This is a genomic window from Sphingomonas sp. 3P27F8, assembly GCF_005502745.1.
GTDB lineage: Bacteria > Pseudomonadota > Alphaproteobacteria > Sphingomonadales > Sphingomonadaceae > Sphingomonas.
Genome location: NZ_SCNL01000008.1, coordinates 91,932 through 118,298 on the forward strand (window position 1 = coordinate 91,932; position 26,367 = coordinate 118,298).

The window sequence follows — 26,367 nt, forward strand, 5'->3', positions numbered from 1 at the left end:
CATCACGCCTCCACTAACTCAACGCCGCCGACCCAGGCCGCCGCACCGGTGCGCACCGCGGTGCGCAGCGTCGCCGAACGCGCCCTCGGATTACGCGCAACCTCGGCAGCACTCGGGCGCACCGCCTTGGCCGCTGGATCGAAACTCGGCTCGCGCGCCTCACGCGCATCGGGGCGATGACGCGACCCGGCAGGCATCGACCCGCTCCGCTCGCGCAGAAATCGTTTCACCAGCCGGTCCTCCAGGCTGTGAAAGGTGACAACCGCGAGCCGACCGCCCGGCGCAAGCACGCGCTCGGCGGCCGCGAGGCCCTGCGCCAACTCCTCCAGTTCGCGATTCACATGGATGCGGATCGCCTGGAAAGCGCGTGTCGCCGGATCCTTCTTGTCGTGCGGTCGATGCCCCAGCGCGCGGCGCACTACCTGCGCCAGTTGGCCTGTCGTAGTAAGCGGGCGCGCCGCGACGATCGCCTTTGCCACCCGGCGCGAGCGCGGCTCCTCGCCGTAGCGCCACAGCACGTCGGCAATCAGCGTTTCGTCGGCAGTGTTCAGGAAATCCGCCGCCGACGGACCGGCCTTGGACATCCGCATGTCGAGCGGCCCGTCGCCCTGGAACGAAAAGCCCCGCTCCGGCTGATCGAGTTGCATTGAAGACACGCCGATATCCAGCACCACGCCATCGACGGGCACGGCATCCCGCGCCTCCAGCTCGCCGGCCATTGCCGAAAACTCTGCCGGGACCAGGATGAGATTGTCATGCGCCGCCACCAGCGGCGCGCCGTCACGGATCGCGTCGGGGTCGCGATCGAACGCGAAGACGCGCGCGCCGGTTGCCAGCAGCGCACGAGTGTAACCGCCGGCGCCGAACGTACCATCCACGACGGTCTCGCCACGCCGGGGGGTCAGCGCGGCGAGCACTTCGTCGAGCAGCACTGGAACATGGGGTTCCACGCGCGCGATCACAGCGCATACCCCTTTTCCTCGCAGGTGAACTCAACGTATTCCTTGAGGAAGGGATCGATACCCGGCGTCTCGATCAATATCTGCGGGCTCCAGATGGTGATCCAGTCGAACGAGCCGTGGAAGAACGCGGCGTTGCCAATCCGCGCATATTTTCGCTCGAACGCCGGCATGATGAAACGGCCGCTGCCATCGAACGGCAACGGCTCGGCACCGCCGGCGCGATCGAGGATATTATAATCGGTACGACCGGATTTCTCGAACTGGGCGGCGTCGAGCATCTCCAGCCGCTCTTTCCAGAACGGGACAAAGCGCGGGTCATAGGCGATCAGGCAGCGATGCTCGGGGTGGGGCGCCACGATGACCGTGCCGCCATCCTTCCCGTCTTCACGGGGCGAGTTCTTCGCGAGCATGGCGCGTAGAGTATTAGGAATGGCGACGCGAGACTTGTCATCGACAAGCGCGATCCCCTTTCCCTGATAGTCCACCCTGTCAGCCACGCCCACCTCGCCTGCGACGGACGCGCCTCTCCGGCCCGGAAAACAGCCCCTCCGGCCGCCCCGGCAATCGCGAAGACAAAAAACAGCGAGTCCGCCCCTCTGCTAGCGCTGATAGATACCAGCGCCATTCGGGGATGGGAAGGGAAATGTGGGGAAAATCGGGGAAATGAAACTAGGCTGGCGGCTTTTTCCCGCTTGCGGACGGGTGGGACCGCGCGAGTTCCGTTTTCGTTCCCCTCAACGCTCGCCTGTAAACGGGGGTGAGACGGGGAATCACTGCCACATCCCCGAATTTCCCCGTGGATCCATGGTGCTCATGCGGAGATTCAGCGTCTCGGCGCGGCCGGAGCCGTGCCATTTGCGGTGGCGGGCGCGACGCCTAGCTCCGCAAGCGGTTCATTTGGCGCGGTGGCGGGCACACTGCCATTAGCGAGCGTCATATTTGCGATCGCTTCCGGCTTAGGCGCGTCGGCAGTCGCGACAGGCCGCTCGCGGCTGGCGGCGCTGAATATAGCGCTGGCTATGCCGATGAGCAGCACCACCGCAGCGAGGCCGACAAGGCCAACCCGCAGGCGCTGTGCCGTCTGGCTCGATGTGGGTGTTTCGGTAGTCATCCGTCGCGCGAGAATAACGCTATATCTCACCGATGTCGAATTCTTACACTTTATGCCGCCGTTCCAATCCCTTCGCAGCAAGCCATTCGGGATTGTAGAGCGTTGACAGGTAACGGAAACCCGTATCGCACAATATCGTTGCGATGCGCTTTCCCGGCCCCAGATCGCGCGCCAACCGCACCGCGCCGGCAACGTTGATGCCTGATGAGAGACCCAGGCAAAGCCCTTCCTCGCGCAATAGCCGTTCGACCCAGTCGAGCCCCTCCTGATCCCCGATGCGATATTGCGTATCGATCGGCGCACCTTCGAGATTGGCGGTGATCCGCCCCTGTCCGATCCCTTCGGCGACCGAGCTGCCCTCCGCTCTCAGTTCTCCGCAGGCATAATATTCGTACAGTGCGGCGCCGTGCGGATCGCTGAGCGCGATCGTCACACGTTCATCCTTCGCCTTGAGCCCCATCGCCACTCCGGCGAGCGTCCCCCCGGTCCCGACCGCGCAGGTGAAGCCGTCGACGCGTCCGTCCATCTGCGCCCAGATTTCCTCCGCCGTGCCAGCAATATGCGCTTTGCGGTTCGCGATATTGTCAAACTGATTGGCCCAGATCGCCCCAGGCGTTTCCTCGGCGATACGGCGCGAGGTGTGCACGAAATGGTACTGGCTGGAATAGGCCGCTGCGGGCACAGTCACCAACTCAGCACCTAGCGCGCGGAGCGTATCCATCTTCTCCTTTGACTGCGTGTCAGGCATTACGATGATCGCGCGATAGCCCTTGGCATTGGCGACGAGCGCAAGGCCGATCCCGGTATTGCCCGCCGTACCCTCGACGATCGTGCCCCCCGGCTCCAATTGTCCCCGCGCCTCGGCGTCTTCGACGATGAAGAGCGCCGCGCGATCCTTTATACTGGCACCGGGGTTGGCGAACTCGCATTTGGCATAGATATCGCACCCCGTCTCCTCGCTCGGCCCCTTGAGCCGGACGAGCGGAGTGTTGCCGATAAGCGCGAGAGTGTCAGAGGCCGTATGCATGCCGCTCTAGATGCCCCCGCTTGCCGGGCGCGACAACCACGCTTGGCCTTTAATCAACGAAAGCGCGATTGATACCGGTGTCGTCGCCCATTACGCCCAGGCAACGATCATGAGTCGCAAATCCTCCTTCGCGCCCATGGCAGACGGCCGCACCCGGCTTCTCATTCTGGGTAGCCTGCCGGGCGAACGCAGCCTTGCCGAAGGCCAGTATTACGCCCATCCCCGGAACCAGTTCTGGTCGTTGCTGGGCCACGCAATCGGCGTAAACCTCGGCGGGCTAGGGTATGAGCCACGCCTGGCCGCGCTGCTGGAGGCGCGGATCGGCTTGTGGGATGTCGTCGCTTCGGCCCGGCGCTCGGGAAGTAACGATAGCGCGATCCGCGATTATGCCGCCAATGATCTGCCCGCGCTGGTCGGCTCGCTTGCCGAACTTCGGGCGGTCGCGTTCAACGGCGCCACGGCCTTGCGTATCGGCAAGCCGCTGCTCACCGGGTACGAGCTGGCAATGGTGGCACTGCCCTCGTCAAGCGCGCTGCACACGATCGGGATCGCGGCAAAACAGCCTGCATGGGATGCGCTCGTCGCATTTATCGCCTGATCGCACGCGACAGGTGGCCCGCAGAGGATATAAAATTGCATACCGCCCTTGACGGAGGCGTGGCCGGGGGTATGGCGTCGCGCTGCTATGAAGAGCCCCCTTCTCCTCCCTGCCGCCCTCGCGCTGACCGTGCTTTCCGCTTGCAATTCCAAGCCTGAAAAGCCGGAAGTGCTCGATATCAACCCCGATCCGATGGCTGCCGAGCTTGCCAACAAGGGCACTGTCGAGCTGCCACCGGCGATCAAGGCGGAAAAGACGTTCCGTTGCAAGGACAACAGCCTCGTCTATGTCACCTTCTTCCAAGGCGACAAGCAGGTGTTCGTGAAGTCCAAGAAAGACGGGACCCCCACCACGCTGAAGGCCGAGAAGGCCGGCGATACGCTTGTCGCCGATGGCGGCTGGAAGCTGACGGGCGACACCACGCACATCACGCTGACCCAGCCGGGCAAGGGCGAGCTTACCTGCAAGGCCTGACGGGCCAGCAATTTCACAATCATCGGGCCGGTGCACCAAGTGCGCCGGCCATTTTAGTTGGTGCTGTGGCTTGCCATGCGCGCCGTAGCGCGCCACCTTCCGTACATGGCGACAATCGCGGTTTATAGCCTGAAGGGCGGGGTCGGGAAAACGACCCTCGCGGTAAATCTTGCCTGGTGCGCGGCGACACGATCCGCACGACGCACCTTGCTGTGGGACCTTGATCCACAGGCAGCGGCGAGCTGGATACTAGGCCGCGAATCGAAGCATGATCGCGCACAGGCGGCGTTTTCGCGTGATGTCGATCCGCGCAAGCTGATCCGCCCCACTGATAACGAACGACTTGACCTGCTCCCGGCCGACGCCTCGCTGCGCGAACTGGACCACCTCCTGCGCGAGATGGACAAGAAGAAGCGGCTGAGCAAATTGATTGCCGGGCTGGGCGATTATGATCGCGTGATCCTCGATTGCCCGCCCGGCCTCACCGAGACTGCGGAGCAGGTGACGCGCGCCGCCGACCTGATCGTCATCCCCGTCGTTCCCTCCCCGCTCGCGCAGCGCGCCTATGAAGAGATTGAGCGGCATCTCGGCGGCCGCACACCGACGCTTCCCGTACACGTGATGGTCGATCGCCGACGCCGAATGCATCTCGACGCGGTCGCTGCGCAGCCGGACTGGCCGGTCATCCCCATGGCGAGTGCAGTGGAGGCATCGTCCGCCACTCATCGTGCCGTGGGCGATGTGGCGCCGCAGTCAGCGGCGGCGAAGTCGTTTCAGGAGGTCTGGCAAAGGATCGAGCGACGTCTCGCTTCATGAAATTCGAGCCGCTGGATCCAGCAATCGTGCTCGGCGCCTATTCGGTCGGCGTGTTTCCGATGGCCGACGGGCGCGACGCGCCAGGCGTCTACTGGGTTGAGCCGCGCCGCCGCGCCGTGATACCGCTCGATCGCTTCCACCTCTCCCGCTCACTGCGCAAGACGCTGCTGGCGGATCGGCTGCGCGTGACGGTCGACCGCGCCTTCCCTGCGATCATTCAGTTATGCGCGGAGATGGCGAGCGATCGGCCGGAAACCTGGATCAATCAATCCATCGAACAGGCGTTCCTGAAGCTGCACGAAAGCGGCCACGCCCATTCGATCGAATGCTGGGATGAGGATCGACTTGTCGGCGGCCTCTACGGTCTCGCGCTCGGCCGCGCCTTTTTTGGCGAGAGCATGGTGAGCCGCGTGACCGACGCCTCGAAGATCGCCCTCGCGGCGCTGGTGGCGCGATTGCGCGCGGGTGGCTTCACCCTGCTCGACTGCCAGTTCATGACCGAACACCTCGCCTCGCTTGGTGCGGTGGAGATCGATCGCTCGGACTACATGGTGTTATTGGGCGATGCGCTCGCCGGATTGGTTTCAGCGACCGGCGCGTCATCGGTGCCGTCGCTAGAATCGTCGGGCGACGCAGCTGCCGCCGACTTCTTCGCGGTGGAGGCCGCGATGACATCGGTATCAGCCCCGTTTGCGGGGAAAGACATCGTGCAGCTCTTGGTCCAGACATCATAAACTGGATGCTGCACGACGTTGAGCGCCGGGCGCTCTTTGTAGAGCCAGCCAGAAAACACACGCCGCCACAGCTTGTCCACGCCCTTCACGTCCACCTGGACAAACGCGCCGGTTAGCTGCTCCTGCTCCCACGGCGCGGTCCGCTCGCAGGCGCGCAGGCGCACTATCGTGTCGCCGACACGCAGCGCCTGTCCCGGCTTCATCGTCAATTCCCGGCTGACGCCATTGCGCTTGTTGAGGATACCGACCACCGCAACGCGCTCTGCCATCGGGGTGGTTCCGGCATCACTCGGCTGGTCGCTGCCCTCAATCGCAGTCACCCCGTCGGGAGCGGCGCGCGGCGCAGGCACCGTTTGTGAGGCGGCGGGCGCGACGGGTTTCGGCGCTGGCGCCGCATCGGCCAGCCAGTGCCGCCCTTGCCAAAGGCCAATGCCGACGATCCCGGCGACGAGCGCGCCCGCCGCCAGCGCGCGTCTCACGCCTCGGGGCTCCATGCCTCGTAATCGCCGGTCGCCGCAGCGCGCATGCCGCCTTTTTCCAGCGCGCCCGGCGGGCGGTAGGCGAGTGCGGTCCCCGTCATGTTCGGCACTGGCGGCTTCTCCCACCGGCGCGGCGCCGGCAGCGCGCGATCTGGCACCTGGTCAACCTGATGGTGCAGCCAGCTGAACCATTCGGGCGGGACGCGGCTGGCGTCATTCGCGCCCTGGTAGATCACCCAACGGCGTGGCCGGCCGCCGGTATCTATACCGCCCTCATAATAAACGTTGCCGAGCGAATCCTCGCCCGCCCGCGCCTTGCCGCGAAGGCCAAACCAAGTGCCGATGGTCGCGCCGTTCCACCAGGTGAACGGGTTCAGATTGATGCCCATGTCCCGCGCTTACCCCCGAAGGCCGCGCGCTTCAACAGCCGTCGCGCCCGCCCGCTCGCTGCTCATCGGCCCCATGTCACCTTGTCGCCCTCGTCGATGCCGAGTTCGCCAGCGCGCCCGCCGTTGAGCTCCAGCACCGCCACGACTGGCTCCCCGGACGGGATCGGCGTCTCGGAGAAGGGAACGGTATTCTCGGCGATCCGGGCGATCGTATGATCGGGCCGGATGAACAATATGTCGAGCGAGCTGGGCGTGTTCTTCATCCAGAAGTTCGCGATCTTCGGCGCGCCGCCATCCGGCGGATAAGGCGCGAACAGCATGCCGCCGTCCTTGGGAATATCGGTGCGGAACATCAGGCCTCGCTCCTGCTGCGCTGCCGTGGCAGCGACCTCGACCCGGAATCCATGCGCGCCCTTCGGCCCGGCGATAGTCAGCGCGACCTGCCTAACGCCGTCCGCATCGACCGCACCAGCTGCGTTTCCTTCGCCCGCCGCGCCGGCACTGCCAGGCGAACAGCCCGGCGCAAGCAGAGCGATCATCGCGACGGCAAGGATACGAAACATCTTATTCCTCCGAGACGACGTCCACCACCACCGCAAGCGGCCCTTTGCGCCCCTCGACAACGCGGGCGCGGAGTGGCTGATCCGGCTCGACATCGTGGATCGCAGCGCGGCGCAGCGTTTCCATATGCACAAATATATCCTGCTCCCCGCCCGGTCGCACGAGGAAACCATAGCCTTTCAGGCGGTTGAACCACTTCACCAGCACCGGCTCCCATTCGCCGGCATCATCGATGAGAGCGATCGGATCGATCCGCGCGGGATCGCGCACCGGGCCATGCTCCACCGCCTGCGAGGTGTCGATCGACAGGATCTCCACCGCCTGAAAGCCACGCTCGCGCTTCACCGCGATCGCCTCCACTCGCGATCGTTCGGGCAGGCTGCGCCGGCCAAGCGACTGGAGCACGCTGAAATGGATCAGGATATCGCCGAAATCGCCCGAATCGGGCACGAGAAAACCGAAACCGCGCGTCACGTCGAACCATTTGAGCGTGCCGACGACGTGGACGCCCTTCGCATCGGCCGCACCGGCTTGCCGTTCGCGGTCATCCGCATCGCGAGATATTTCGCTATGCACGTTTACGAATTCCCCCCCGGGTGTCTCAGGACGCTAGCATGGTTGTCGTCGCGCACAACAGCGAAACCATTAGCTTCCTATCATTCATCGCTCTCAAATGGCACACCGGGCGGCGAGACAACGATCCGCCGCGCCAGCGACGGCGCGTGACCGGCACGCACCATCGCCCCGATCTGGCGCTCGCGCTGCCGATCGTCGGGCGCGACCTGCGCCCAGGGGCCGAACCGCCGCCGGCGCGCGAACGCCAGCGCGGCATCCAGCGGGCGCTCCGCTATTGGCTCCAGCGCGACTGCCGCATCCGCCTCCTCCACGTGCGCCGCCCGCAATGCCTGCGCGACGCGGCGATCGCCGTAGCCGCGTCGCGCCAGCACTGCGGCGCGCATCTCGGCAAAGGCGCGATCATCGACATAGCCCAGTGCCGCCATGCGATCGGCCACGTTAGCAGGCTCAACTGGCGCGCCTTCCCAGCCGCGCTCACGAATTTTGCGGCGCAGATAATCGGCTAGTTTCCCCCGCGTCGTCGCGAAACGCTCGACATATCTCAGTGCCAGTTGATCGAGCGCAGCGGCGTTCAGGGGACGCGGAGAACGTGGTTGGCGAGGCACGGCCATGTTGTTGCCACACTGACGAACGAATTTAAACGCGCGGGGCGCGCAAATGCTGCCATGGAGCAAGCTTGCGACCCGCCGGGGCGCGCGAAAGGTTTATGGACGGAATGACTACCCTCGATCCCACTCCCACGCAGGATGCGCTGCCGCGCCGCTTCGCGGATTTCGCAACGCTGGGCGAGGCGCTTGATTACGCGGCGCAGGGAACGCGCGGGCTGAATTTCCACGATGCGCGCGGCGCGCTGACCCGCGCCTATTCGTTCGCTGAACTGCGCAAAGACGCGCAGGCGGCGGCATGGCGGCTGATCGCCGACGGGATTGCGCCGGGCGATCGCGTCGCGCTGGTTGCCGAAACCGGGGCCGAATTCGCCGCGCTGTTTTTCGGCGCGGTCTACGCCGGCGCCTGGCCGGTGCCGCTGCCGCTGCCCACCTCGTTCGGCGGCAAGGAATCCTATATCGATCAGCTTAGTGTCCAGCTTTCGAGCTGCGATCCAAAGATGCTGATTTTCCCGCCGGAGCTGGCGGCGATGGCCGGCGCCGCGGCGGAAGCGCGCGACGTACGCGGCGTCGATTGGTCCGAGCTGCTCGCGGCCGAGCCGGTGCCCGTCGCGCTTCCGTCCGCACAGGGCGGGGATATCGCCTATCTCCAATATTCCAGCGGCTCGACCCGTTTCCCGCATGGGGTGGCGATCACGCATCACGCGCTGCTCAACAATCTTGCCGCACATTCCCATGGCATGCGACTGGTTGACAGTGATCGCTGCATTTCGTGGTTGCCGTGGTATCACGATATGGGGCTGGTTGGCTGCTTCCTGTCGCCAATCGCAAATCAGGTATCGACCGATTATCTCAAGACCGAGGATTTCGCGCGCCGGCCGCTCGCCTGGCTGGACATGATAAGCCGCAACGGCGGCACCTCGATCAGCTATTCCCCTACGTTCGGCTACGATATTTGCTCGCGCCGCATTTCCAGCCAGACGCGCGCTTCGGATCGCTTCGATCTGTCACGCTGGCGGCTTGCGGGCAATGGCGCGGACATGATCCGGCCGGACGTGATGCAGGGCTTCGTCGATGCCTTTGCCGATGCCGGCTTCAAGGCCAGCGCATTCCTGCCCAGCTATGGCCTGGCGGAGGCAACTCTGGCCGTATCGATCATGCCGCCGGGCGAGGGCATTCGCGTCGAACTGGTCGAGGAAACGCAGCTTTCCGGCGTCAAAGCCGGCGAGGATCGCCCGCAGCGGTATCGCGCGATCGTCAATTGCGGCAAGCCGGTGCGCGACATGACCGTCGAGATCCGCGAGGAGGACGGAACGCCACTGCCCGAGCGCGCGATCGGCAAGCTCTGGTGCACCGGTCCATCGGTGATGGTCGGCTATTTCCGAGACGACGATGCCACCGCCGCCTGTATGAAGGATGGATGGCTCGATACGGGCGATATGGGTTATCTGTCGGACGGCTACGTCTACATCGTCGGCCGCGCCAAGGACATGATCATCGTCAACGGCCGCAATCACTGGCCGCAGGATATCGAATGGGCGGTCGAGCAGCTTCCCGGCTTCAAGCAGGGAGACATCGCCGCCTTCGCCATCACCACGCCGGGCGGCGAGGAGACTCCGGCGGTGCTCGTGCAATGCCGCACGTCCGACGATATCGAGCGCACCCGCCTGCGCGATGAAATTCGCGATCGGGTTCGCGCCGTGACAGGCATGAATTGCGTCGTCGAGCTTATCCCCCCGCGCACGCTCCCGCGCACAAGCTCAGGCAAGCTCAGTCGGGCGAAGGCACGCAACCTGTATCTATCGGGCGAGATCAAGCCTTACGCCATCGCCGCCTGACGCTGTCGGCGGAGCCGGGCGGAAACGATTAGTCAACCCTGTTGGCGTATGCGGCGGGGTGTGAGTACCAACCAGCCCCCCGCCGTTCGTCATTCGAAGGTTCCGATCGGGCCGCTGCTCGGTCTTTCCGAGGGGGACGATGCCGCCGCATGGGCGCGCATCCGCGGCGCGACGCTTCACGCCGGTCGTCAACTCGCATTGTTCATGCTGGGCGTGAACGTCGTCGGCGCGGCTGTGGTGGTGATGCTGTTCGCCCGGGATGTGCCGCATTCCTGGCTCGGAATATGGGGCGCCGCGGTTGCGCTCGTTTCCGCCTTCGTCGCCATCCGGCGCCTGCAGACGAGCCCGCAGTCCGATGCGCTCGCGTCCGTCGCCGATCTCAGGCGAACCGGTATCGAAGGCGTGGCGCTCGCGGTGGTGTGGAGCGTTCCCGTACTGCTGTTCGGGCGACACGGCGATTCGGAGGCCGCACTGGCGCTGTGGATGGTGCTGTCGATTCTGATGTCAGCGGCCGCGATCGCGCTCGCGCCGCTGGTTCTGGCGGGGCTGGGCTTCATCGGCGGGGTCGCGCTGGCCGTCGCCGCCACGTTCGTCTTCAGCCATATCTATATTGCCGCGGCGGGATCGCTATTGTTCGCCGCGATCCTGATCGTAGGATGTGTTTCGCGCGCGCAGGCGCTGGTGCTGCTGCGCGGTTCGGAACTCACGCTTACCGATCGAGACGAAACCGTCAGCCTGCTGCTGCGCGAATTCGAGGATAGCGGCGCAGACTGGCTATGGGAAACCGATGCCCAGCGTCGCATCATCAAGGGCTCGTCGCGTTTCGCGGTAGCCCTTGGCCTTACCCCCAGCGCAATCGAGGGGATGCCGCTTCTCAAGGCGCTCGCCGGCCCGTCTTGGGACTCGGGCAATTTTTCACCGGCGCTTCGCCAACTGGCGGAAAAGCTCAAGAACCGCGAAAGCTTCCGCGATCTCGTCTTGCCGGTAACCGTTGAAGGAAGCCAGCGCTGGTGGGAAATCGCCGCCAGCCCGCGCTACGATGACCGCGGCGATTTCGTCGGTTTCCGCGGCGTCGGCTCCGACGTGACCGAGCAACGCACCACCGCCGACAAGATCAGCCGCATGGCCCGATATGACGCGCTGACTGGCCTGCCCAATCGCCTTCTGGTGAACGAGGCGCTGAGCCGGGCGTTGGCCGACGCGGAGAAATGGGGTTCGCGCTGTGCCTTCATGATGATCGACCTCGATCGCTTCAAGGCGGTCAACGATACGCTCGGCCACCCTATCGGAGACCGGTTGCTCGGCCGCGTATCGGAACGGCTGGCGCAACTTGTCACGGACAACGAGACGGTCGGCAGGCTCGGCGGCGATGAATTCGCCGTGGTAGTGCGCGACGCGACCGACACCGAGCGGGTCGAACGACTCGCGCATACGATCATCGAAACGCTCTCGCGCCCCTATGAGGTGGATCAGCACACCTTGTGGATAGGCGCGTCTGTGGGTGTCGCCACTTCTCCACGCGATGGACGAACAGCGGAAAACCTGATCCGCTCGGCAGACCTCGCGCTCTACCGCTCCAAAGATGCCGGCGGCGGATCGTTCCACACCTACGATCCGCAACTTCACGTCAATGCGGAGGAGCGCCGCGTGCTGGAGATCGCGCTGCGCAACGCCCTCGATCGCGGCGAGCTACATCTCCAGTATCAGCCAGTTGTGGAAGCCACGAGTGGTCATCTCACTGGCTTCGAGGCGCTGTTGCGCTGGCATAGCCCGGAATTCGGCATCGTCAGCCCAGCCAAGTTCGTACCGCTCGCCGAGGAAGCCCGGCTGATCGGTCCGATCGGCGAATGGGTCGTCCGCACCGCATGCGCCGAGGCCGCGCGCTGGCCGGACGACGTGCGCGTCGCTGTCAACGTCTCTCCGGAGCAATTGCACAATCCCAATTTCGTCACTGTCGTCGCCCAGGCGCTTTCAACATCGGGGATCGCGCCCAGCCGGCTCGAGCTGGAAGTGACCGAGAGCGTCTTCATGCGCGAAGGCACCGGCGCGGTGAAGGTGCTCGAGCGCATTCTCGATATGGGCGTCCGGCTCAGCCTTGACGATTTCGGCACTGGTTATTCCTCGCTTGGTTATCTCAGCCGGACTCGTTTCTCCTCGATCAAGATCGATCGCAGCTTCGTGCAAGGCGCGTCACGCGGTGTGCCGGAGGCGCTCGCAATCATCTGCGCGGTGGTCGCGCTCGCCCGCAGCCTTGGCATGGCAACGACCGCCGAGGGCGTGGAAACCGAGGCCGAACTCAACATGATTCGGGAACTCGGCTGCTCCAAGATCCAGGGCTTCTATTTCGGACGCCCACTGCCCGTGGAGGAGGCACGCGCGCTTGCCAGGCGCCATCGCCCCGACGCCTACGTTGCGGCTTAAGACAATCCGGGAGCACCGGCCCTGGTTCGCCTAACGACGTCTCCCCTATTGCCGCCGCCGCCGCGTCGCGTTAGGGGCGATCCCACGTAGGGGTGTAGCTCAGCTGGTTAGAGCGTCGGTCTCCAAAACCGAAGGCCCTCGGTTCGAATCCGAGCTCCCCTGCCACTTTCACTTTATCGCCGAGAACATGGCGTTGCCGGGATCGCGCCCGTGGGAACATTCCCGCTTGCCTTCTAACCGCGCACAAGCAGGGCGTCATTTGTAGCTGGCCACGGCTATTTAGCGATCGCGAAACATAGCCACGGCAACTTGAGCGGTCATCGTTCGGGCAATCGTATCGCACGGATCAGCAGCACGTCAGACGGCTATCCGCTCCTCGGGTGCGACAAGGCCCCGTAGCGTTTCAATCCGGTCAGCTTCGCGCACCGGCTTGTCAGCGCGAATACGATTGATGCGCGGGAAGCGCATTGCGAGCCCGGACTTGTGCCGTCTGCTCTCGTGGATCGAATCGAACGCAATTTCCAGCACCAGCGAGCGGTCGAGCTCCCGGACCGGCCCGAAACGGTTCACGGTGTGCGTTCGGACATGGTGGTCGAGCCATTTCAGCTCGGCATCGGTAAAGCCGGAATAGGATTTGCCGACGGGCAACAGTTCAGCGCCTGCCTCGGGATCGCCGTTCCAGCAACCAAATGTGTAGTCGGAATAATAGGAGGATCGCCGCCCATTGCCGCGCTGTGCGTACATGAGCACGCAATCGACCAGCAGCGGGTTGCGTTTCCATTTATACCACAGGCCGGTCGGGCGACCGGCAACGTACGGGCTGTCGCGGCGCTTGAGCATCACGCCCTCGATTGCCTGGTCGCGCGCGCCATCTCGGATCGCGCCGAGCGCTTCGATCGAGGTGGCGGGTACGATCGCGCTCAGATCGAATCGCATCGGATCAAGTCCTGCTGCGAGTCGCTCGAGCCTCATGCGTCGCTTGTCCCACGACAACGGCCGCAGATCCTCTTCACCCACCAGCAAAACGTCGAACAGGCGAACGAAAGCGGTGAATTGTTCCAGCATCTTACGCGAGACGGCCTTGCGATTGAGTCGCTGCTGCAAGGCGTTGAAGCTGGCCGCACCACCCTGCTCGCCGCCTTGGAAAACACCACGCACCAGCAATTCGCCGTCGAGAACGACCGGCTCCGTCAGTAAGCCGAGCAGTTCAGGGAAACTCTGCGTGATATCGTCGCCGGAACGCGAGTATATGCGGGTTTCCGTACCGTGCACGATCTGCACCCGAATACCGTCCCATTTCCATTCGACCACATATTGTTCGAGATCGACGACCGTTTCGCCGAGCGGGTTGGCGAGCATGAATGGTCGGAACAGCGGCGCGCCGGCAGTGACAGGCGGCGGCCCACTACCGGCCGCCCAATCGAACAATTCGGCATAGGGCGCGCGCTGCCCGTGCCAATATTCTTCCACGTCCGCGACCGCCACGTCAAACGCTTGCGCGAATGCGACTTTTGCCAGCCGCGCCGAAACGCCGTTACGCATCGCGCCGGTTGCGAGCTTGAGCAACGCATAACGCCCGTTCGCATCGAGCCGATCGAGCAGCGCGGGCAAATCGTGCCGCACTGTCGCGCGCGTCATCGCGCGCAACAGTTCCACCGCCTCGCTAAGGGTGGGCGGCAGCGGATGCTCAGTCGGTTCCGGCCAAAGCAGACTGACGGTTTCGGCCGTATCGCCCACATAATCGCGCGACAGGCCGAACAATATGGGATCGACGCGTTCCGCAACTAGCTGGCGCACTATACCTGATTTTACGGCGGGAAATTCCAATTCGTTGGTAAGCGCAGCCAGTGCCCAGCCTCGATCGGGATCGGGTGTCTCGCGCAGATAAGCGGCGATCAGCGCCAGCTTTCCGTTGCGCGAGCGCGTATAGGTGAGCGCGTCGAGCAAGGCCGCGAACGCCTCCAAATTAATCCTCCTCGTCATATAGGCCGACTACCGAAAGCGCGCGCGCCGATCGCTGATGAAGCTCGCACCAGCGCAGCAGCCCATCTTCCCTGCCGTGCGTGATCCAGGTTTCCGCCGGATCCACCTCCGCGATTGTCTGCGTCAATTCGTTCCAGTCGGCATGGTCGGAGATCACCAGCGGCAGCTCGACATTGCGCTGCCGCGCGCGTTGCCGCACGCGCATCCAGCCGGATGCCATCGCCGTCATTGGCTCGGGCAGTCGTCGGGCCCAGCGATCGTTTAACGCGCCAGGCGGGCACAGCACCATCCTGCCTTTCATCGCCTCTCTGGGCGTATCCATCACCAGTGCCAGCGGCCCCAACGCCACGCCATGTTCCTCATAAAGCGCGCACATCTGCGCCATCGCGCCATGAAGGTAGATCGTATCGTGATACGCGGCGCGACGCAGCTCGGCGATAACGCGCTGCGCCTTGCCGAGCGCATAAGCGCCGATGAGGATGCAGCGCTCCGGATTGAGCGCACGCGCTTCGAGCAGATGGGCGATCTCCCGCTCGATCGGCGGGTGGAGGAACACCGGCAGACCAAACGTCGCCTCGGTGACCAGCACATCGCACGGCACCGGCACGAATGGTGCGCAGGTTGGGTCGGCCCGGCGCTTGTAATCGCCGGTGATAACGATCCTTTCACCCGCACATTGCAGCAATATCTGCGCGGATCCAAGCACGTGGCCCGCCGGCACGAACGTCGCCGTCACACCGCCGGGCAACTCCACGGTCTCGCCGTAAGGCACCGGCACCGATTTACCCGCCTCGCCATAACGCAGCGCCATGATGGCCAGCGTTTCCGGGGTGGCGAAAACGCGCGCATGGCCGCCGCGCGCATGATCGCCATGTCCGTGAGTCACAAGCGCCCGCGCTACGGGCATGCCCGGATCGATCCAGCAATCCGCAGGCGCGACGTACAACCCCGCCTCGCCGGGCCTGACCCAGCTACCGTTACGCACGCGCGGCACCGGCAGGCTCTGGCGGCATGGTGCGGCTTAAAAACACCGCTGGCAGCCGCATCAGCTTTTCGATCTTGTCGTAGTTAAGTGCTGAGCGCGCACGCGAAGAAAACGTCGCGCGCGTCATTGTCTGTCGCTTTTTCGTCAACCAGCCCATTGGCCGGTCCCCGCACGCGCAGTCGATTGTTCGCCAAAGGGAACTCTTCGTGATGTCTGTGGTTCAGGCAGCGGACCCAATCCACAGAAACTAAAAGGCGGCTCGCTGTAGCGAGCCGCCTTCTTTATCTCACCGCTCATAACGCTTTCACCCGCACGTGGCCGGGTTTCAACAATGATTATCAAGCGGATTCTGCGGTCGTATTGACCTTCGCGTGGTGCCCTTCCTCGTCCGATCGGATCGTGCCGCCGAACAGCATCTTCACCTTGCCCGCGATGGACAAATCGGTTTCCCACAATTCCGCATTGTCGATGTCCACACGCAACAACGCGAGGTTCGCATCATCCTTGCCGCCCGGAAACCATGCCTCAACCTGCTTGTTCCACAGCTTGTCAATCTGGGCCCGGTCGTTATCCACCCTGGCATTGCCGTGCAGGCAGGCGAAGAAATCGTGCCCCTTTGACACGAACTGGAGCATCAACGCGCCGCCGTCTGCAACGCGATTGTCGCGCCCGATGAAGAAGAACAACGTGTCCACCTGATCCTCGTCGAGCTGCGCCGTCAGCGGCTCGCTATGCGTACTGCCATCCGCCTGGCCGACCATCAGGAACGGGCTTTCCGACAGCTTCTTCCACAGATCGCTCTTCAACTTCTTCGCGTCGTTTTGGGTATCAGTCATGCACTCTGCTCCTCTCGGTTAATCCGAAGAACGAGGAACGAGGGCGTTGGTTCATTGCCGAATGTAGCGAAGTTTTTAGTCGTGCGCTCAAGCGGTCAGCGCAAACCTTCGGCAGTGATCGAGGTATCCGGCTTCGTGCTCACTCGCGAGCACCATCACGCTGCGCCATAACCATGATGGCGCGGCGAGCCTCTCATGCGCCTGGTGAATCAACTTGTTCCGCCACAGGCGCCGCTGCGACGGGGATAATTGCCGTGAATGGGCCAGGCCCACGATATAGGCCAGATATTCGGCCGCGGCGATCGCTTCCTTACGCGAGAATTGTTCGACCTCGATCTTCAGATCCTGCGGCGCCAACTGGCGCATCACAACCGGCCTTGACATCAACCGCGCAGGGATCATCCGCTCGCCCAGATTGGGCGCCAGCGCTTTGGCGCCAGCAACCACCCCCTCAGCGGCATCGCCTGGCATCTCGGATTCGGCCGCTGTGGGAACAACGGCCGGCACTGCTTCCTTGATATCAACCAGGGCGAACCGTTCTCGCCTGCTGCGCTTGCGGGAAACCCCAAGCAGCACGGCGTAGCGCAGCTTGCCCAGCGAGCTGCACCCTTTTCGCCAATATGCCGCGTCGACAACGCGAATCGTGCCTTTGCCGAGATTGGCGAGCTCAAGCGCCCGATCCACAATTGCCGGCTGCTCGAATAGTGCCGTGATCGCGTCCCGCTCCCGATCAGTCAGCTCCCAGAAGCGTTTGCCCAGCGGAATTTCCGGTTCGATGTCCTTGAGCCGCTCTTTGGCGAGGCGGTGCCAGCCGCGCCCGATCGCCTCGCGGCGGACCGAGCGGACCACGTCCGGCTCCATCGGATCGGCCCCGGCGTCTTTGGCGAGCGCCCGCGTGTAACCCCTTATCATCGCCTCGATCATCTGCGCGGTGGTGACGCCGGGCAGATCCGAGCTGCGCGCTGCCGTCTGCAATGACAGGCCAAGACGGATCAGATCATGGGCAGGATTGCCGATTACCGTCTGATCGAGATCACGGATCTGGATATCGACGCGGCCGTCAGCATCCGCGAGCGGCCCGAGATTGCCGAGGTGGCAATCTCCGCAAATCCAGATCGGCGGACCTGCCGGGATCAGCTTCGCAACGGTCGATTCTTCCAACCAGCGATAGAATTGTGCCGTGTTCCCACGCACATACGCGTGCACGGAACGCGCCATCTTTAACGCGCGAGTGCGCTCGAGAACAGCGGCGCGCTCGTTCGGCGATACGCTCAACGCTGCCGCCAGCGCGGATTTATGACGATCATTTGTTCAAGCATCCCCTATGCACCGATCGACGGACAAAGCCCGGCCTGGTCGTGCTGGTTCCGTTACAAATTCGTCACGTTGAAGCCGGTAGCGCTTTCATTGCGCACGCTGCGTTCCGCAGATCAGCGACGAATTTGTCATATTCCTCGATCCGGCGCGCTTCGTCGGGCAAGCGCAGCAGGAAGCTGGGGTGCACGGTGACGACCGCAGCGCCGCCATCGGGCAGCTGACGCAACGCCCCGCGCGCGCTGCTCACCGTCACTGCGGTGCCGAACAGCGATCGCGCTGCCGTCGCCCCCAGCGCGACGGTGATGCGTGGGCGAACCAGCGCCAGTTCCTGCTCGATCCACCAGCGGCATGCGGCAATCTCTCCAGCATTGGGCCGTTCGTGAATCCGTCGCTTCCCGCGCAATTCGAATTTGAAATGCTTCACAGCGTTGGTCACATAAGCGGCGGTGCGATCGATACCGCTCTCCGCAAGGGCGCGATCGAATATCTGACCGGCGGGGCCGACAAACGGCCGGCCCGCCAGATCCTCCTGATCGCCGGGCTGCTCGCCGACGAACATCATCGCCGCGTCCGACGGCCCCTCGCCGAAAACCGTCCGGCTCGCGCATCGGTGCAGATCACATCGGCGGCAATCGGCCGCCTCGTCACGCAGTTTTGCCCAGGTAGCCGCCGGATCGGCCACCGGCTTGCTCCGCGCGTTCGTCACCATCGTCGCCTCCCGCGCCTGCGCGCCGGCGATCAACTCAGGGATCAGAGCGGTTTCGGGCATGTTCTTCCAGTATTTGCGCGGCATTTCGTTTAGCATCGCACCGATCTTCACCCGCGCCGGATTGAAGATTGAGGCATAATAGGTTTTCCACATCTCCTCGGCCTGATCGGCGCTGGGCGCATCGGCGCGCCGCGCGGCCGGACCTTCGAAAAGCCTCGTGCCATCCCAGTGGATGGACAGCCGTGGGGTAAGGATCGACCAGCGCATCGCCGCGAATCGATCGACGAAAAAGGCAGCATTTGCCCGAACGATATGGTGCTCCGGCTCATGCCAGGCGACATGGCGAACGCCGCCATGATCCTCCACCTCGCGAAAACGGAGAAACGCGCGCATCTTGTGGATATCTCGCCTCACCGCGGTGGCCAGACCCTCGATCCGCCCGATCAAAGGATCGGTTCGGTCCCCGATGCCGATCGACTTTCGCGCTAGCCGCCACAACAATGCATGGAGCAATGCGAACCGCTCGCGATCGCCATTCAGGATGGCAAAGCGGGCAAGATCCATGAATGCACGCGGCACGGACAGTTTGACCGGCTCGGCGGCCGAAACCACGTTTTCCTCGCCAAACAACTCGCCGGTTTCGGAGCCGACTACCCACACGACCTGTTCGGGCGGCACGTCCGCGGCGACCAGCTTGCGCACGGCTTCGCGCCAGCCATCAAAATCATCCTCGCTTGTAAGTGTCACGCGGTGCATGTCGGTGATCTCACCCGAACAATTCCATCTGCCGCGGGGCAGGCTTCACCAGCGTCGTTATATCTTCCCGATCCGAAAGCATCACCGGCCGCCAGTCGCTTGCGATCAGGAACGGCCGCACCTTCGCCATCGGCACTTTCAGCCGCGCGATATCCGCAAGCCCAAGTCGGCGCCAGCGTCGCGCAGTCAGAATCCGGTCGACGGTCCGCGCTCCAAGCCCCGGCACGCGCAGTAACAGATTACGCGGCGCACCATTCACGTCGACCGGAAAGGTTCCGCGAAACTTCAGTGCCCAGGCTAGTTTGGGATCGATGTCCAGCGGCATCATGCCTGTGACATCATCGGCGGCAGCGGCCACTTCACCCGGGCCAAATCCATAGAATCGCATCAGCCAGTCGGACTGATAGAGACGATGCTCTCGCTCAAGCGGGGGTCGCTTCAGCGGTAGAACTGCGCTGGCATCCGGGATGGGAGAAAAGGCCGAATAATAAACACGCTTTAGCGCGAACCGGTCGTAGAGGCCGGCGGCGCGCGTTACGATATCGCGGTCGGTAGCCGCATCGGCGCCGACAATCATCTGTGTCGACTGCCCTGCCGGAGCAAAGCGCGGCGCGTGCCGATATCGTCGCCTGGCATCGCCAGTATCAATGATATCACGCTTCATGCCATCCATCGCGCCTTCGATCTGGGCCGTCTGCTTTTCGGGGGCGAGGCGCCGCAATCCGGCATCGGTCGGCAACTCGACATTGATCGATATGCGATCGGCATGAAGCCCGGCGCGATGGATCAATGCCGGATCGGCGTCCGGGATCGTCTTGAGATGGATATAGCCGCGAAACTGATGATCCTCGCGCAACGAGCGCGCCACCTCGACGATCTGCTCCATCGTATAATCGGGCGATTGTATGATCCCGGAGGAGAGGAACAATCCCTCGATGTAGTTACGCCGGTAAAAGGACAGCGTCAGGTCGACCACTTCCTTGGTGGTGAACCTTGCGCGCCTGACATTCGAGCTCTTGCGATTGATGCAATAATGGCAGTCGAAAACGCAGCTGTTGGTCAGCAAAATCTTTAACAGGGAAATACAGCGACCGTCGGGCGCATAGCTGTGACAGATGCCCATGCCCTGATCGGTGGAGCCCAGCCCCTTGCCGTCGCGCGAGGTGCGTTTCACCGAACCGGACGATGCGCATGATGCATCGTATTTCGCCGCATCAGCGAGATGGCTAGTTTCTGACGCGTATCGAGTTTACTCATATGTTCGTTATATGTTCTTTTCGCGCGTCTGTCATCATTCGTGAGATGGTCCGTTCGCGGATCATGATGCAGCGGATCCCGCCCGATCCGATCGCATAGCAGCGCAACGGAAAAGGACGGGGCGTCTCCACCCCGTCCTCCCCCTGAAACCTCCGCGCGGCTAGGCGCGGCAGGTTCCTCCCCTAGAACTTCGCGCCCGCGCGGATGCCGATCGTGCGCGGTGTGATCGGGACGATATATGGGCGCTGATAACAGGATCCGCATTCCAGGAACCGGGAAATCTGGCCGCGCTCGTCCCACAGGTTCGTTGCAAATAATTCGATCGTGTAATTGCTGCCGATCTCGGCGCCGACTGCGAGATTGCCGGTGGTATAGGCTTGGAGCCGCCCGAGCAGTGCCGCCGGATTGACGATCGCGTTGGTGCCCGTTTCGTAAACAGCCGTGCGGACATCGGACGACGCGGAGCTTTGGTATGCCACCAGCGCCTGCACATAGACCTTCGATGCGGTGCCAACCGCCGCCGTATAGCGTGCCGTGCCGTTGATCTTGAACTGCGGCGTGATCGGCAGGCGAGTGCCCGCTGGGGCGGATACGATATTAGGATTGCCGCTGTCGAGGGTGCCGGTGCACTGGAATGTCGGATCGGCTTGCAGGCACAGGTTCTGCCGCGTCTTGGCATCGGTGTAGGCGCCGGCCACCGTCAGCGCGAGCGGACCGGCGTTGATGTTTGCATCCATCTCGATGCCGCGAATGCGCGCGTTCGGGCCATTCTGGATCACGGTGAAGCTGTTCGCGCCCAGGAACGCAAACTGGAAGCTATCCCAGTCCTGCTGATAGACCGCACCGTTTATCCGCAGCCGGCCATCGAGCAGCGTCGTCTTCCAGCCCAGCTCGTAATTGGTGAGGAAGTCCGGCCGATAGTCGCTCACGTCGGTGCGCCGGTTAATGCCGCCGGGGCGGAACCCGCGCGACCAGGTGGCGTAGAGCATCAGCTGATCGCTCGGCTTCCACGTCAGGTTGAATTTGTACGTTACGCCCTGCCCCTGGGTTCGCTTCGGGATGAGGCCGGTGCCGGAAACGGCGGCGAGATTGGTGCATGGCCCTCCGGCGACCGCCGGGGGAAGGAAGGGCGCCGGCGTTTGCGGGTTATCGCCATTGACCATCTGGCCGAGCGTCTGGCCATTGGTGAGATAGCAGGAAACAACGCCGGTTTTGGAACTTTCTGAGCCGTTATAAGGAGATGCGGTATATGGAACGCCGCTGTCCCCCGCGCCCGGATTGCGACCGAAGCCAAAGAAACCGATCAGCGAGTTATCATAGATAAACGCGCGCGCGCCGGCGGTCGCGGTTAGCTTGGGCAGGATGTCGAAGCTTGCCTCCCCGAACATCGCATAATCCTTGTCCACGCGATGTTGCTGGGTGAGCCATAACGTGCCCGGGAAGCCGTTGACCGAGAGATCAGGCGCGAGGCCTTCGACCCGGTAATCCTGATGAATCAGGTTCGACTGGCGCTGGTAGAAAGCCCCTGCGACCAGCCGGAAGCGCTCCGTGCTTGGTGAGGCGACACGGATTTCCTGGCTGGTCTTCTTGAAATGATCGGTGCCGATCACGCGCTGGCGCGGATCGATCGTATTGCCAAGGGCATCCTTGTACGCGAAGTAATTCGCGAGGCCGCCCTGCGATTGATAGAGCGAATCATAGGCCTCGGCGTAGTCGGTATAATCGCTCGACTGCGTGTCCCGCCGGTCGAGGTAGGCACCGGCATAGGTGACGTCCCAGTTGCCGAGCTTGCCCTCGATCGTCAGCGCCCCCTGGATGAAGCGGTCGCGACGATATTCCGGGAAGAAATGCTGGACCTGAAGGTCGCCGACCGACGGATCATAGCCATAGCTGCCGTGGCTGCGCTGCTCCTGATAGAGAACCGTCGGCGTAACCGTCCAGTTGTTGTCCAGATCGACCTTCAGCGCCGCGCGTCCGCCCCATGTCTCGGTATCGTTATAGTTCTTCTTCACGAAGGCGTTGTTGTTGACGCTGATGCCGCCCGGCCCGCACGGATTGGCTTCCGTCGACGGCCCGCAGAAGGTGCGCGTGCCGGCCACATTGTCGATATAGCCGGCGTCCTTCTGATAGAAGCCGACCACGCGCAGGGCGACGTTCTCCGAGAACGGGGCGTTTATCATCCCCTCCAGCTTGCCGCCGATCCCGCCATTGTTGACGGTGTTCACCTCGCCATCGACACGGCCGTAGAAGCCGGCCGTGTCCGGCTTGTTTGTGATGATGCGGATCGTGCCGGCCTCGCTCGACGCGCCGTAGAGCGTACCCTGCGGCCCGGAGAGGCTCTCGATGCGGGCGACATCGTAGATATGGATATCGAGCGTGCCCCCGATCGTCGTGACGGGCTGCTCGTCGAGATAGCTGCCGACCGATGGCAACGAGCCGGAATGGTTGCCGTCGCCGCCCGATGCGACGCCGCGCATGTACACGGTCGTCACGCCGGGCTGCGAGGTCTGGAACGCGACCGAGGGGAGAAGCTGGGTATATTCGTTGAAGTTCGAGATGTTGAGCTGATCGAGCTTGCGCGTCGACAGCGCCTGGATCGAGATCGGCACCGTCTGGATATTCTCGTCACGCTTCTGCGCGGTGACGATGATGTCGCTCATCGCGTCGTTAGAGGCAGGGCGGGCGGGGGCTGGATCGGTTGTCTGCGCCATGGCCGGAACGGACAGGCCGGTCGAAACCAGCAGCGAAACCAGCACGCGGTTCTTGAAACTTGCCACCTGTTGCCCCTCGATGACTAATTTGTTGCCAGACTGTTGCTGCTTTGCGTTCGGGTCAATCGGGGAGTTTCCGCACGCGCGACAATGCCGGGAGAGCGTGGCAGATTTACAACGACGCCGAAACGACGCCGCGCCTCACAGCATTGCGGCGATCATCACCACCGCCGCCCCGCCCATCAGCGCCGTCGCCGCCCAGCCGAGCCAGCGGATCGGGCGCGGCGCGACGAAATCGCCCATCACGCTGCGGCGCGAGACGAGCAGCAGCAGCACGATCATCAGCGGCACTGCCACCACCCCGTTGATAACCGCGCTCCAGAACAAGGCGCGCATCGGGTTGATCGGGGAATACTGGATCATCAGCGCCGCCAGCACGCTGATCGCGATCACCGCATAGAAGCCGCGCGCATCCGCCGCCTTGCGCTCCAGCCCGGTCTTCCAGCCCATCGCCTCCGCCATGGCATAGGCGGCCGATCCGGCCAGCACCGGCACGCCGATCAGGCCGACACCCAGGATGCCGATCGCGAACAGCAGAAACGCGAAGTCCCCGGCGATCGGCCGCAGCGCGCTGGCCGCCTGCGCCGCCGTCTCGATCGTCGTCACCCCGCTGGCGTGGAGCGTCACCGCCGTCGCCAGGATGATGAAATAGGCGGTGATATTGGAGTATCCCATCCCGGTCCACGTATCCCACGATATGCGGGAAAGCTCCGCCGCCGCTTCAGCCGGTGCGTCGATCAGTGCGGGCGCATCGCGCAGATCCTCCACCTCCTCGGATGCCTGCCAGAAGAACAGATACGGGCTGATCGTGGTGCCGAACACGCCCACCACCAGCGTCGCCGCATCGCCGTTCAGCTTGAAGCGCGGCCAAACCGTATGCGCCAGCACCTCACCCCAGGGTACATGGACGGTGAACAGCACCGCCGCATAGGCAAGTAGCGATATCGTCAGCCATTTCAGGAATTTGACGTAGCGGTGATAGGGCACGAATATCTGCAGCCCCAGCGTGACGAGCACGAACACCACCGTCATCACGTGCCGCGCGACGCCCGTCACCAGTTCCGCGGCCTCGCCCATCGCGGCCACGTCCGCCGCGATGTTGAGCACGTTTGCGATCAACAGCAACGCCACCAGCGCCCGCAGCAACGCCGGCGAGAATGCGCGCTTGATGTTCGCCGAAAGGCCCCTGCCCGTCACCCGGCCGAGCCGCGCGCACATCACCTGCACCGCCGACATGAGCGGATAGGCGAGCGGCATCGTCCACAGCATGTCGAAGCCATATTGCGCGCCGGCCTGCGAGTAGGTCGCGATGCCGCTGGGGTCGTCGTCCGCCACCCCGGTTATCAGCCCGGGGCCAAGCCGCCGAAGCGGCGCCAGCAGGCCGCGCCGCGCGGGCCGTGTCTCGGCTGGCGGGCCCGCTTCGGCCGTCACGCGAAGCTGGGGACGCTGGGGTATAGATCGATCACGTCGCCCAATGCGGCCTCCAGCTGCCCGAGATGCGTGGCGAACGGCTGCCACGCCTTGTCACCGCCCCGGAAAATCGGCTGGCGCACCTGTTCCGAACTGGCGGTGCGCACCGCCCGCTCGGTTTCGTGAAACGACAGGCACGCCGGCTCGAACGACAGGCCGAGCGCGTCGAGCAGCGCCTTGATGCCGGCCACCGGCGCATCGACCAATTGCTCGTGGATCACGCGCTGAACCGCGCCCGGTTGAGCCGCGTCCATCCGCGCCATCAGGCGGACATAATCGCGATAATAACGCCCCATGTCCTCCAGCCCGTAGCTGAACCCCTGCCCGCGCGCGAAATGCTGTTTGAAATTGGAAAAGCAGCAGGCGAGCGGATCACGGCGCGCGTCGATGATCCGCGCATTGGGCAGGATCAACCGGATCAACGGCACATGCAGCCAGTTGTTCGGCAGCTTGTCGATGAAGAATGGCCGCCCGGTCCGTCGCTGCACCGATGCACGCCGCAGATATTCCTCGCCGAGCGTGTGCGCCTGCTCGCGCGTGAGAGTGGCGAGCCCGCGCGGATAATCCGCCACGCAGCGCGCCATCGCCGGCATATCGGGCAGTTCGGTCGTCCCCTCCACTTCGCTGTGGCTCGACAATATCTGCTCGATCAGCGTCGATCCGGCGCGCGGCATGCCGAGAACGAAGATCGGCTCGGGCGAGGCGCAACCCCAGCCTGCGCGTGCCGCAAAGAAATCAGGCGTAAGCATCGTCGACAGCGCATCCACCATCCTGGTGATCGCCGCGGAATCATAGCCGAGCTGCGCCCGACGCGCGGCGTTGCCGGCCGCATAATGCGCGAACGCGCGATCGGCCTCGCCGCGATCCTCCAGCGCCTTGCCGAGCGCAAAATCGAGGTGGAAGGCATCCTCGATATCCAGCCCGTCTTGCTGCCGGGCCTGCGTCATCGCGGCAATGTCCGCATCGCTGAAGCGGACGGTCTTGAGATTGGCGAGGCTCCACCACGCCTCGCCCAGCGCGGGCTGCAGGTCGATTGCGCGACGATATGCAGCGACGCCATCGCGCTGACGCCCGAGTGTTTTGAGCATGTGGCCATAGCTCATCCACACCTTCGGCTGTTGCGGCGCGGCGGCGAGGACGCGCTCGTACAGCGCGATCGCCTCCTCGAACCCGCCGAGCCGCCCCAGCGCAGCGGCTTTCAGATTGGCGTGGCCGATATGCTCCGGCTCGGTCGCAAGCAGTTCGTCCAGCTCGATCAGCGCCTCGGGCGCGCGGTTCTGGCGATAGAGCACCAGCGCGAGATTGGCGCGCGCCGCGGTGAAAGCCGGCGCCAGTTCCAGCGCGCGACGCAGCAGGCTCTCCGCATCCCGATTGCGCCCGATCCGCCCCGCCAGCTCCGCCAGCATCCGAATCGCGCGCGCATCGAACGGATCGTCCTTCAGATATCGCTTGAGCAGCGGCTCGGCGATATGAAGATGCCCATCGTGCAGCGCCAGCGCGGCATCGAGCAAAATCGGCGGATAGGAATTGGCTGCAACGGTCGCCATCGAGCGCGACGATGATGCGAAGCGCACGCCGACGCAAGCTGCTTGAGCGCCACCCGCCGCTCGCTCGGCCCGCACCCCTTGCCTTCGCGCGCCGCCGCCGCTATTTCCACAGCCCATCCGACAGCGAGGACGGGCTTCACCGTTT

Annotated in this window: 23 protein-coding genes, 1 tRNA gene and 2 pseudogenes; 7 read left to right on the top strand and 19 right to left on the bottom strand. The window is 63.9% G+C overall.

The annotated features are described in order from the left end of the window. Window positions 1–2: 2 nt before the first annotated feature. The 4 genes from rsmH to FFS35_RS11210 form a co-directional block, all read right to left on the bottom strand. Complete coding sequence (gene rsmH, locus FFS35_RS11195) at window positions 3–962, bottom strand: 16S rRNA (cytosine(1402)-N(4))-methyltransferase RsmH (RefSeq protein ID WP_249341575.1); 960 nt, start codon at window positions 960–962, stop codon at window positions 3–5. Then, window positions 959–1,459 (bottom strand): division/cell wall cluster transcriptional repressor MraZ, encoded by a 501-nt coding sequence (locus tag FFS35_RS11200; protein WP_137787180.1) that lies wholly within the window; start codon window positions 1,457–1,459, stop codon window positions 959–961. Before FFS35_RS11200 ends, rsmH begins: the two co-directional genes overlap by 4 nt. 326 nt (window positions 1,460–1,785) lie before the next feature. Then, entirely contained in the window at window positions 1,786–2,073 is a 288-nt protein-coding gene (locus FFS35_RS11205; protein ID WP_137787181.1) for a hypothetical protein, read from the bottom strand. 43 nt (window positions 2,074–2,116) lie between these two features. Further along, entirely contained in the window at window positions 2,117–3,100 is a 984-nt protein-coding gene (locus tag FFS35_RS11210; RefSeq protein ID WP_137787182.1) for a cysteine synthase A, read from the bottom strand. A 109-nt stretch (window positions 3,101–3,209) separates the two neighbouring features. On the opposite strand from FFS35_RS11210, the gene FFS35_RS11215 reads away from it, so the two are divergent. The 4 genes from FFS35_RS11215 to aat all read left to right on the top strand — a co-directional run bounded on the left by FFS35_RS11215 (window position 3,210) and on the right by aat (window position 5,722). Further along, window positions 3,210–3,698 (top strand): DNA-deoxyinosine glycosylase, encoded by a 489-nt coding sequence (locus tag FFS35_RS11215; protein WP_137787183.1) that lies wholly within the window; start codon window positions 3,210–3,212, stop codon window positions 3,696–3,698. Window positions 3,699–3,785: 87 nt separating this feature from the next. After that, on the top strand, window positions 3,786–4,172 hold the full coding sequence (locus FFS35_RS11220; RefSeq protein ID WP_137787184.1) for a hypothetical protein: 387 nt from the start codon (window positions 3,786–3,788) through the stop codon (window positions 4,170–4,172). Between the two features lie 105 nt (window positions 4,173–4,277). Then, on the top strand, window positions 4,278–4,988 hold the full coding sequence (locus FFS35_RS11225; RefSeq protein WP_137787253.1) for a ParA family protein: 711 nt from the start codon (window positions 4,278–4,280) through the stop codon (window positions 4,986–4,988). Further along, window positions 4,985–5,722, top strand: a complete 738-nt coding sequence (gene aat / locus FFS35_RS11230; protein WP_137787185.1) for a leucyl/phenylalanyl-tRNA--protein transferase — start codon at window positions 4,985–4,987, stop codon at window positions 5,720–5,722. The genes FFS35_RS11225 and aat overlap by 4 nt, the downstream gene beginning before the upstream one ends. Before the next feature lie 35 nt (window positions 5,723–5,757). Here the strand turns inward: aat and FFS35_RS20565 are convergent. From FFS35_RS20565 to FFS35_RS11255, 5 genes and pseudogenes are all read right to left on the bottom strand, one after another. Continuing rightward, a pseudogene (locus FFS35_RS20565) lies at window positions 5,758–6,216 on the bottom strand (DUF2155 domain-containing protein); the annotation flags it as partial. Then, window positions 6,198–6,590, bottom strand: a complete 393-nt coding sequence (locus FFS35_RS11240) for an NADH:ubiquinone oxidoreductase subunit NDUFA12 (protein ID WP_137787186.1) — start codon at window positions 6,588–6,590, stop codon at window positions 6,198–6,200. The pseudogene FFS35_RS20565 and the gene FFS35_RS11240, both read right to left, overlap by 19 nt. Before the next feature lie 62 nt (window positions 6,591–6,652). Beyond that, on the bottom strand, window positions 6,653–7,153 hold the full coding sequence (locus tag FFS35_RS11245) for a DUF192 domain-containing protein (RefSeq protein WP_137787187.1): 501 nt from the start codon (window positions 7,151–7,153) through the stop codon (window positions 6,653–6,655). A gap of 1 nt (window position 7,154) precedes the next feature. Next, entirely contained in the window at window positions 7,155–7,727 is a 573-nt protein-coding gene (locus FFS35_RS11250) for a cold shock protein (protein ID WP_249341576.1), read from the bottom strand. 80 nt (window positions 7,728–7,807) lie between these two features. Further along, window positions 7,808–8,338 (bottom strand): RecX family transcriptional regulator, encoded by a 531-nt coding sequence (locus FFS35_RS11255; protein ID WP_137787188.1) that lies wholly within the window; start codon window positions 8,336–8,338, stop codon window positions 7,808–7,810. Between the two features lie 104 nt (window positions 8,339–8,442). On the opposite strand from FFS35_RS11255, the gene FFS35_RS11260 reads away from it, so the two are divergent. The 3 genes from FFS35_RS11260 to FFS35_RS11270 all read left to right on the top strand — a co-directional run bounded on the left by FFS35_RS11260 (window position 8,443) and on the right by FFS35_RS11270 (window position 12,756). Continuing rightward, window positions 8,443–10,170: a fatty acyl-AMP ligase gene (locus FFS35_RS11260; protein ID WP_171007598.1), complete on the top strand. Its 1,728-nt coding sequence runs from the start codon at window positions 8,443–8,445 to the stop codon at window positions 10,168–10,170. Window positions 10,171–10,230: 60 nt separating this feature from the next. After that, entirely contained in the window at window positions 10,231–12,591 is a 2,361-nt protein-coding gene (locus tag FFS35_RS11265) for an EAL domain-containing protein (protein ID WP_249341577.1), read from the top strand. Between the two features lie 88 nt (window positions 12,592–12,679). Continuing rightward, a tRNA-Trp gene (locus FFS35_RS11270) sits at window positions 12,680–12,756 on the top strand. A 192-nt stretch (window positions 12,757–12,948) separates the two neighbouring features. Here FFS35_RS11270 and FFS35_RS11275 read toward each other — a convergent pair. From FFS35_RS11275 to FFS35_RS11315, 10 genes and pseudogenes are all read right to left on the bottom strand, one after another. Further along, window positions 12,949–14,556, bottom strand: a complete 1,608-nt coding sequence (locus FFS35_RS11275) for a cisplatin damage response ATP-dependent DNA ligase (RefSeq protein ID WP_137787191.1) — start codon at window positions 14,554–14,556, stop codon at window positions 12,949–12,951. A 1-nt stretch (window position 14,557) separates the two neighbouring features. After that, on the bottom strand, window positions 14,558–15,568 hold the full coding sequence (locus FFS35_RS11280) for a ligase-associated DNA damage response exonuclease (protein WP_137787192.1): 1,011 nt from the start codon (window positions 15,566–15,568) through the stop codon (window positions 14,558–14,560). Beyond that, window positions 15,552–15,686, bottom strand: a complete 135-nt coding sequence (locus FFS35_RS20505) for a hypothetical protein (protein WP_283214570.1) — start codon at window positions 15,684–15,686, stop codon at window positions 15,552–15,554. Before FFS35_RS20505 ends, FFS35_RS11280 begins: the two co-directional genes overlap by 17 nt. A gap of 211 nt (window positions 15,687–15,897) precedes the next feature. After that, window positions 15,898–16,395 (bottom strand): pyridoxamine 5'-phosphate oxidase family protein, encoded by a 498-nt coding sequence (locus FFS35_RS11285; RefSeq protein ID WP_137787193.1) that lies wholly within the window; start codon window positions 16,393–16,395, stop codon window positions 15,898–15,900. An 87-nt stretch (window positions 16,396–16,482) separates the two neighbouring features. Then, complete coding sequence (locus FFS35_RS11290) at window positions 16,483–17,613, bottom strand: DUF2252 family protein (RefSeq protein WP_137787194.1); 1,131 nt, start codon at window positions 17,611–17,613, stop codon at window positions 16,483–16,485. A 163-nt stretch (window positions 17,614–17,776) separates the two neighbouring features. Further along, window positions 17,777–19,177: a UdgX family uracil-DNA binding protein gene (locus FFS35_RS11295; RefSeq protein WP_137787195.1), complete on the bottom strand. Its 1,401-nt coding sequence runs from the start codon at window positions 19,175–19,177 to the stop codon at window positions 17,777–17,779. 10 nt (window positions 19,178–19,187) lie between these two features. Continuing rightward, a pseudogene (locus FFS35_RS11300) lies at window positions 19,188–20,434 on the bottom strand (putative DNA modification/repair radical SAM protein). A gap of 182 nt (window positions 20,435–20,616) precedes the next feature. Further along, a complete protein-coding gene (locus FFS35_RS11305; RefSeq protein ID WP_349290323.1) occupies window positions 20,617–23,211 on the bottom strand; it encodes a TonB-dependent receptor in 2,595 nt (864 codons plus the stop codon). 135 nt (window positions 23,212–23,346) lie between these two features. Then, window positions 23,347–24,636 (bottom strand): divalent metal cation transporter, encoded by a 1,290-nt coding sequence (locus tag FFS35_RS11310; protein WP_137787196.1) that lies wholly within the window; start codon window positions 24,634–24,636, stop codon window positions 23,347–23,349. Beyond that, window positions 24,633–26,222 carry a sulfotransferase gene (locus FFS35_RS11315; protein WP_137787197.1) on the bottom strand — a complete coding sequence of 530 codons (1,590 nt, stop codon included), beginning with the start codon at window positions 26,220–26,222 and terminating at the stop codon, window positions 24,633–24,635. Before FFS35_RS11315 ends, FFS35_RS11310 begins: the two co-directional genes overlap by 4 nt. Between the last annotated feature and the right edge of the window lie 145 nt (window positions 26,223–26,367).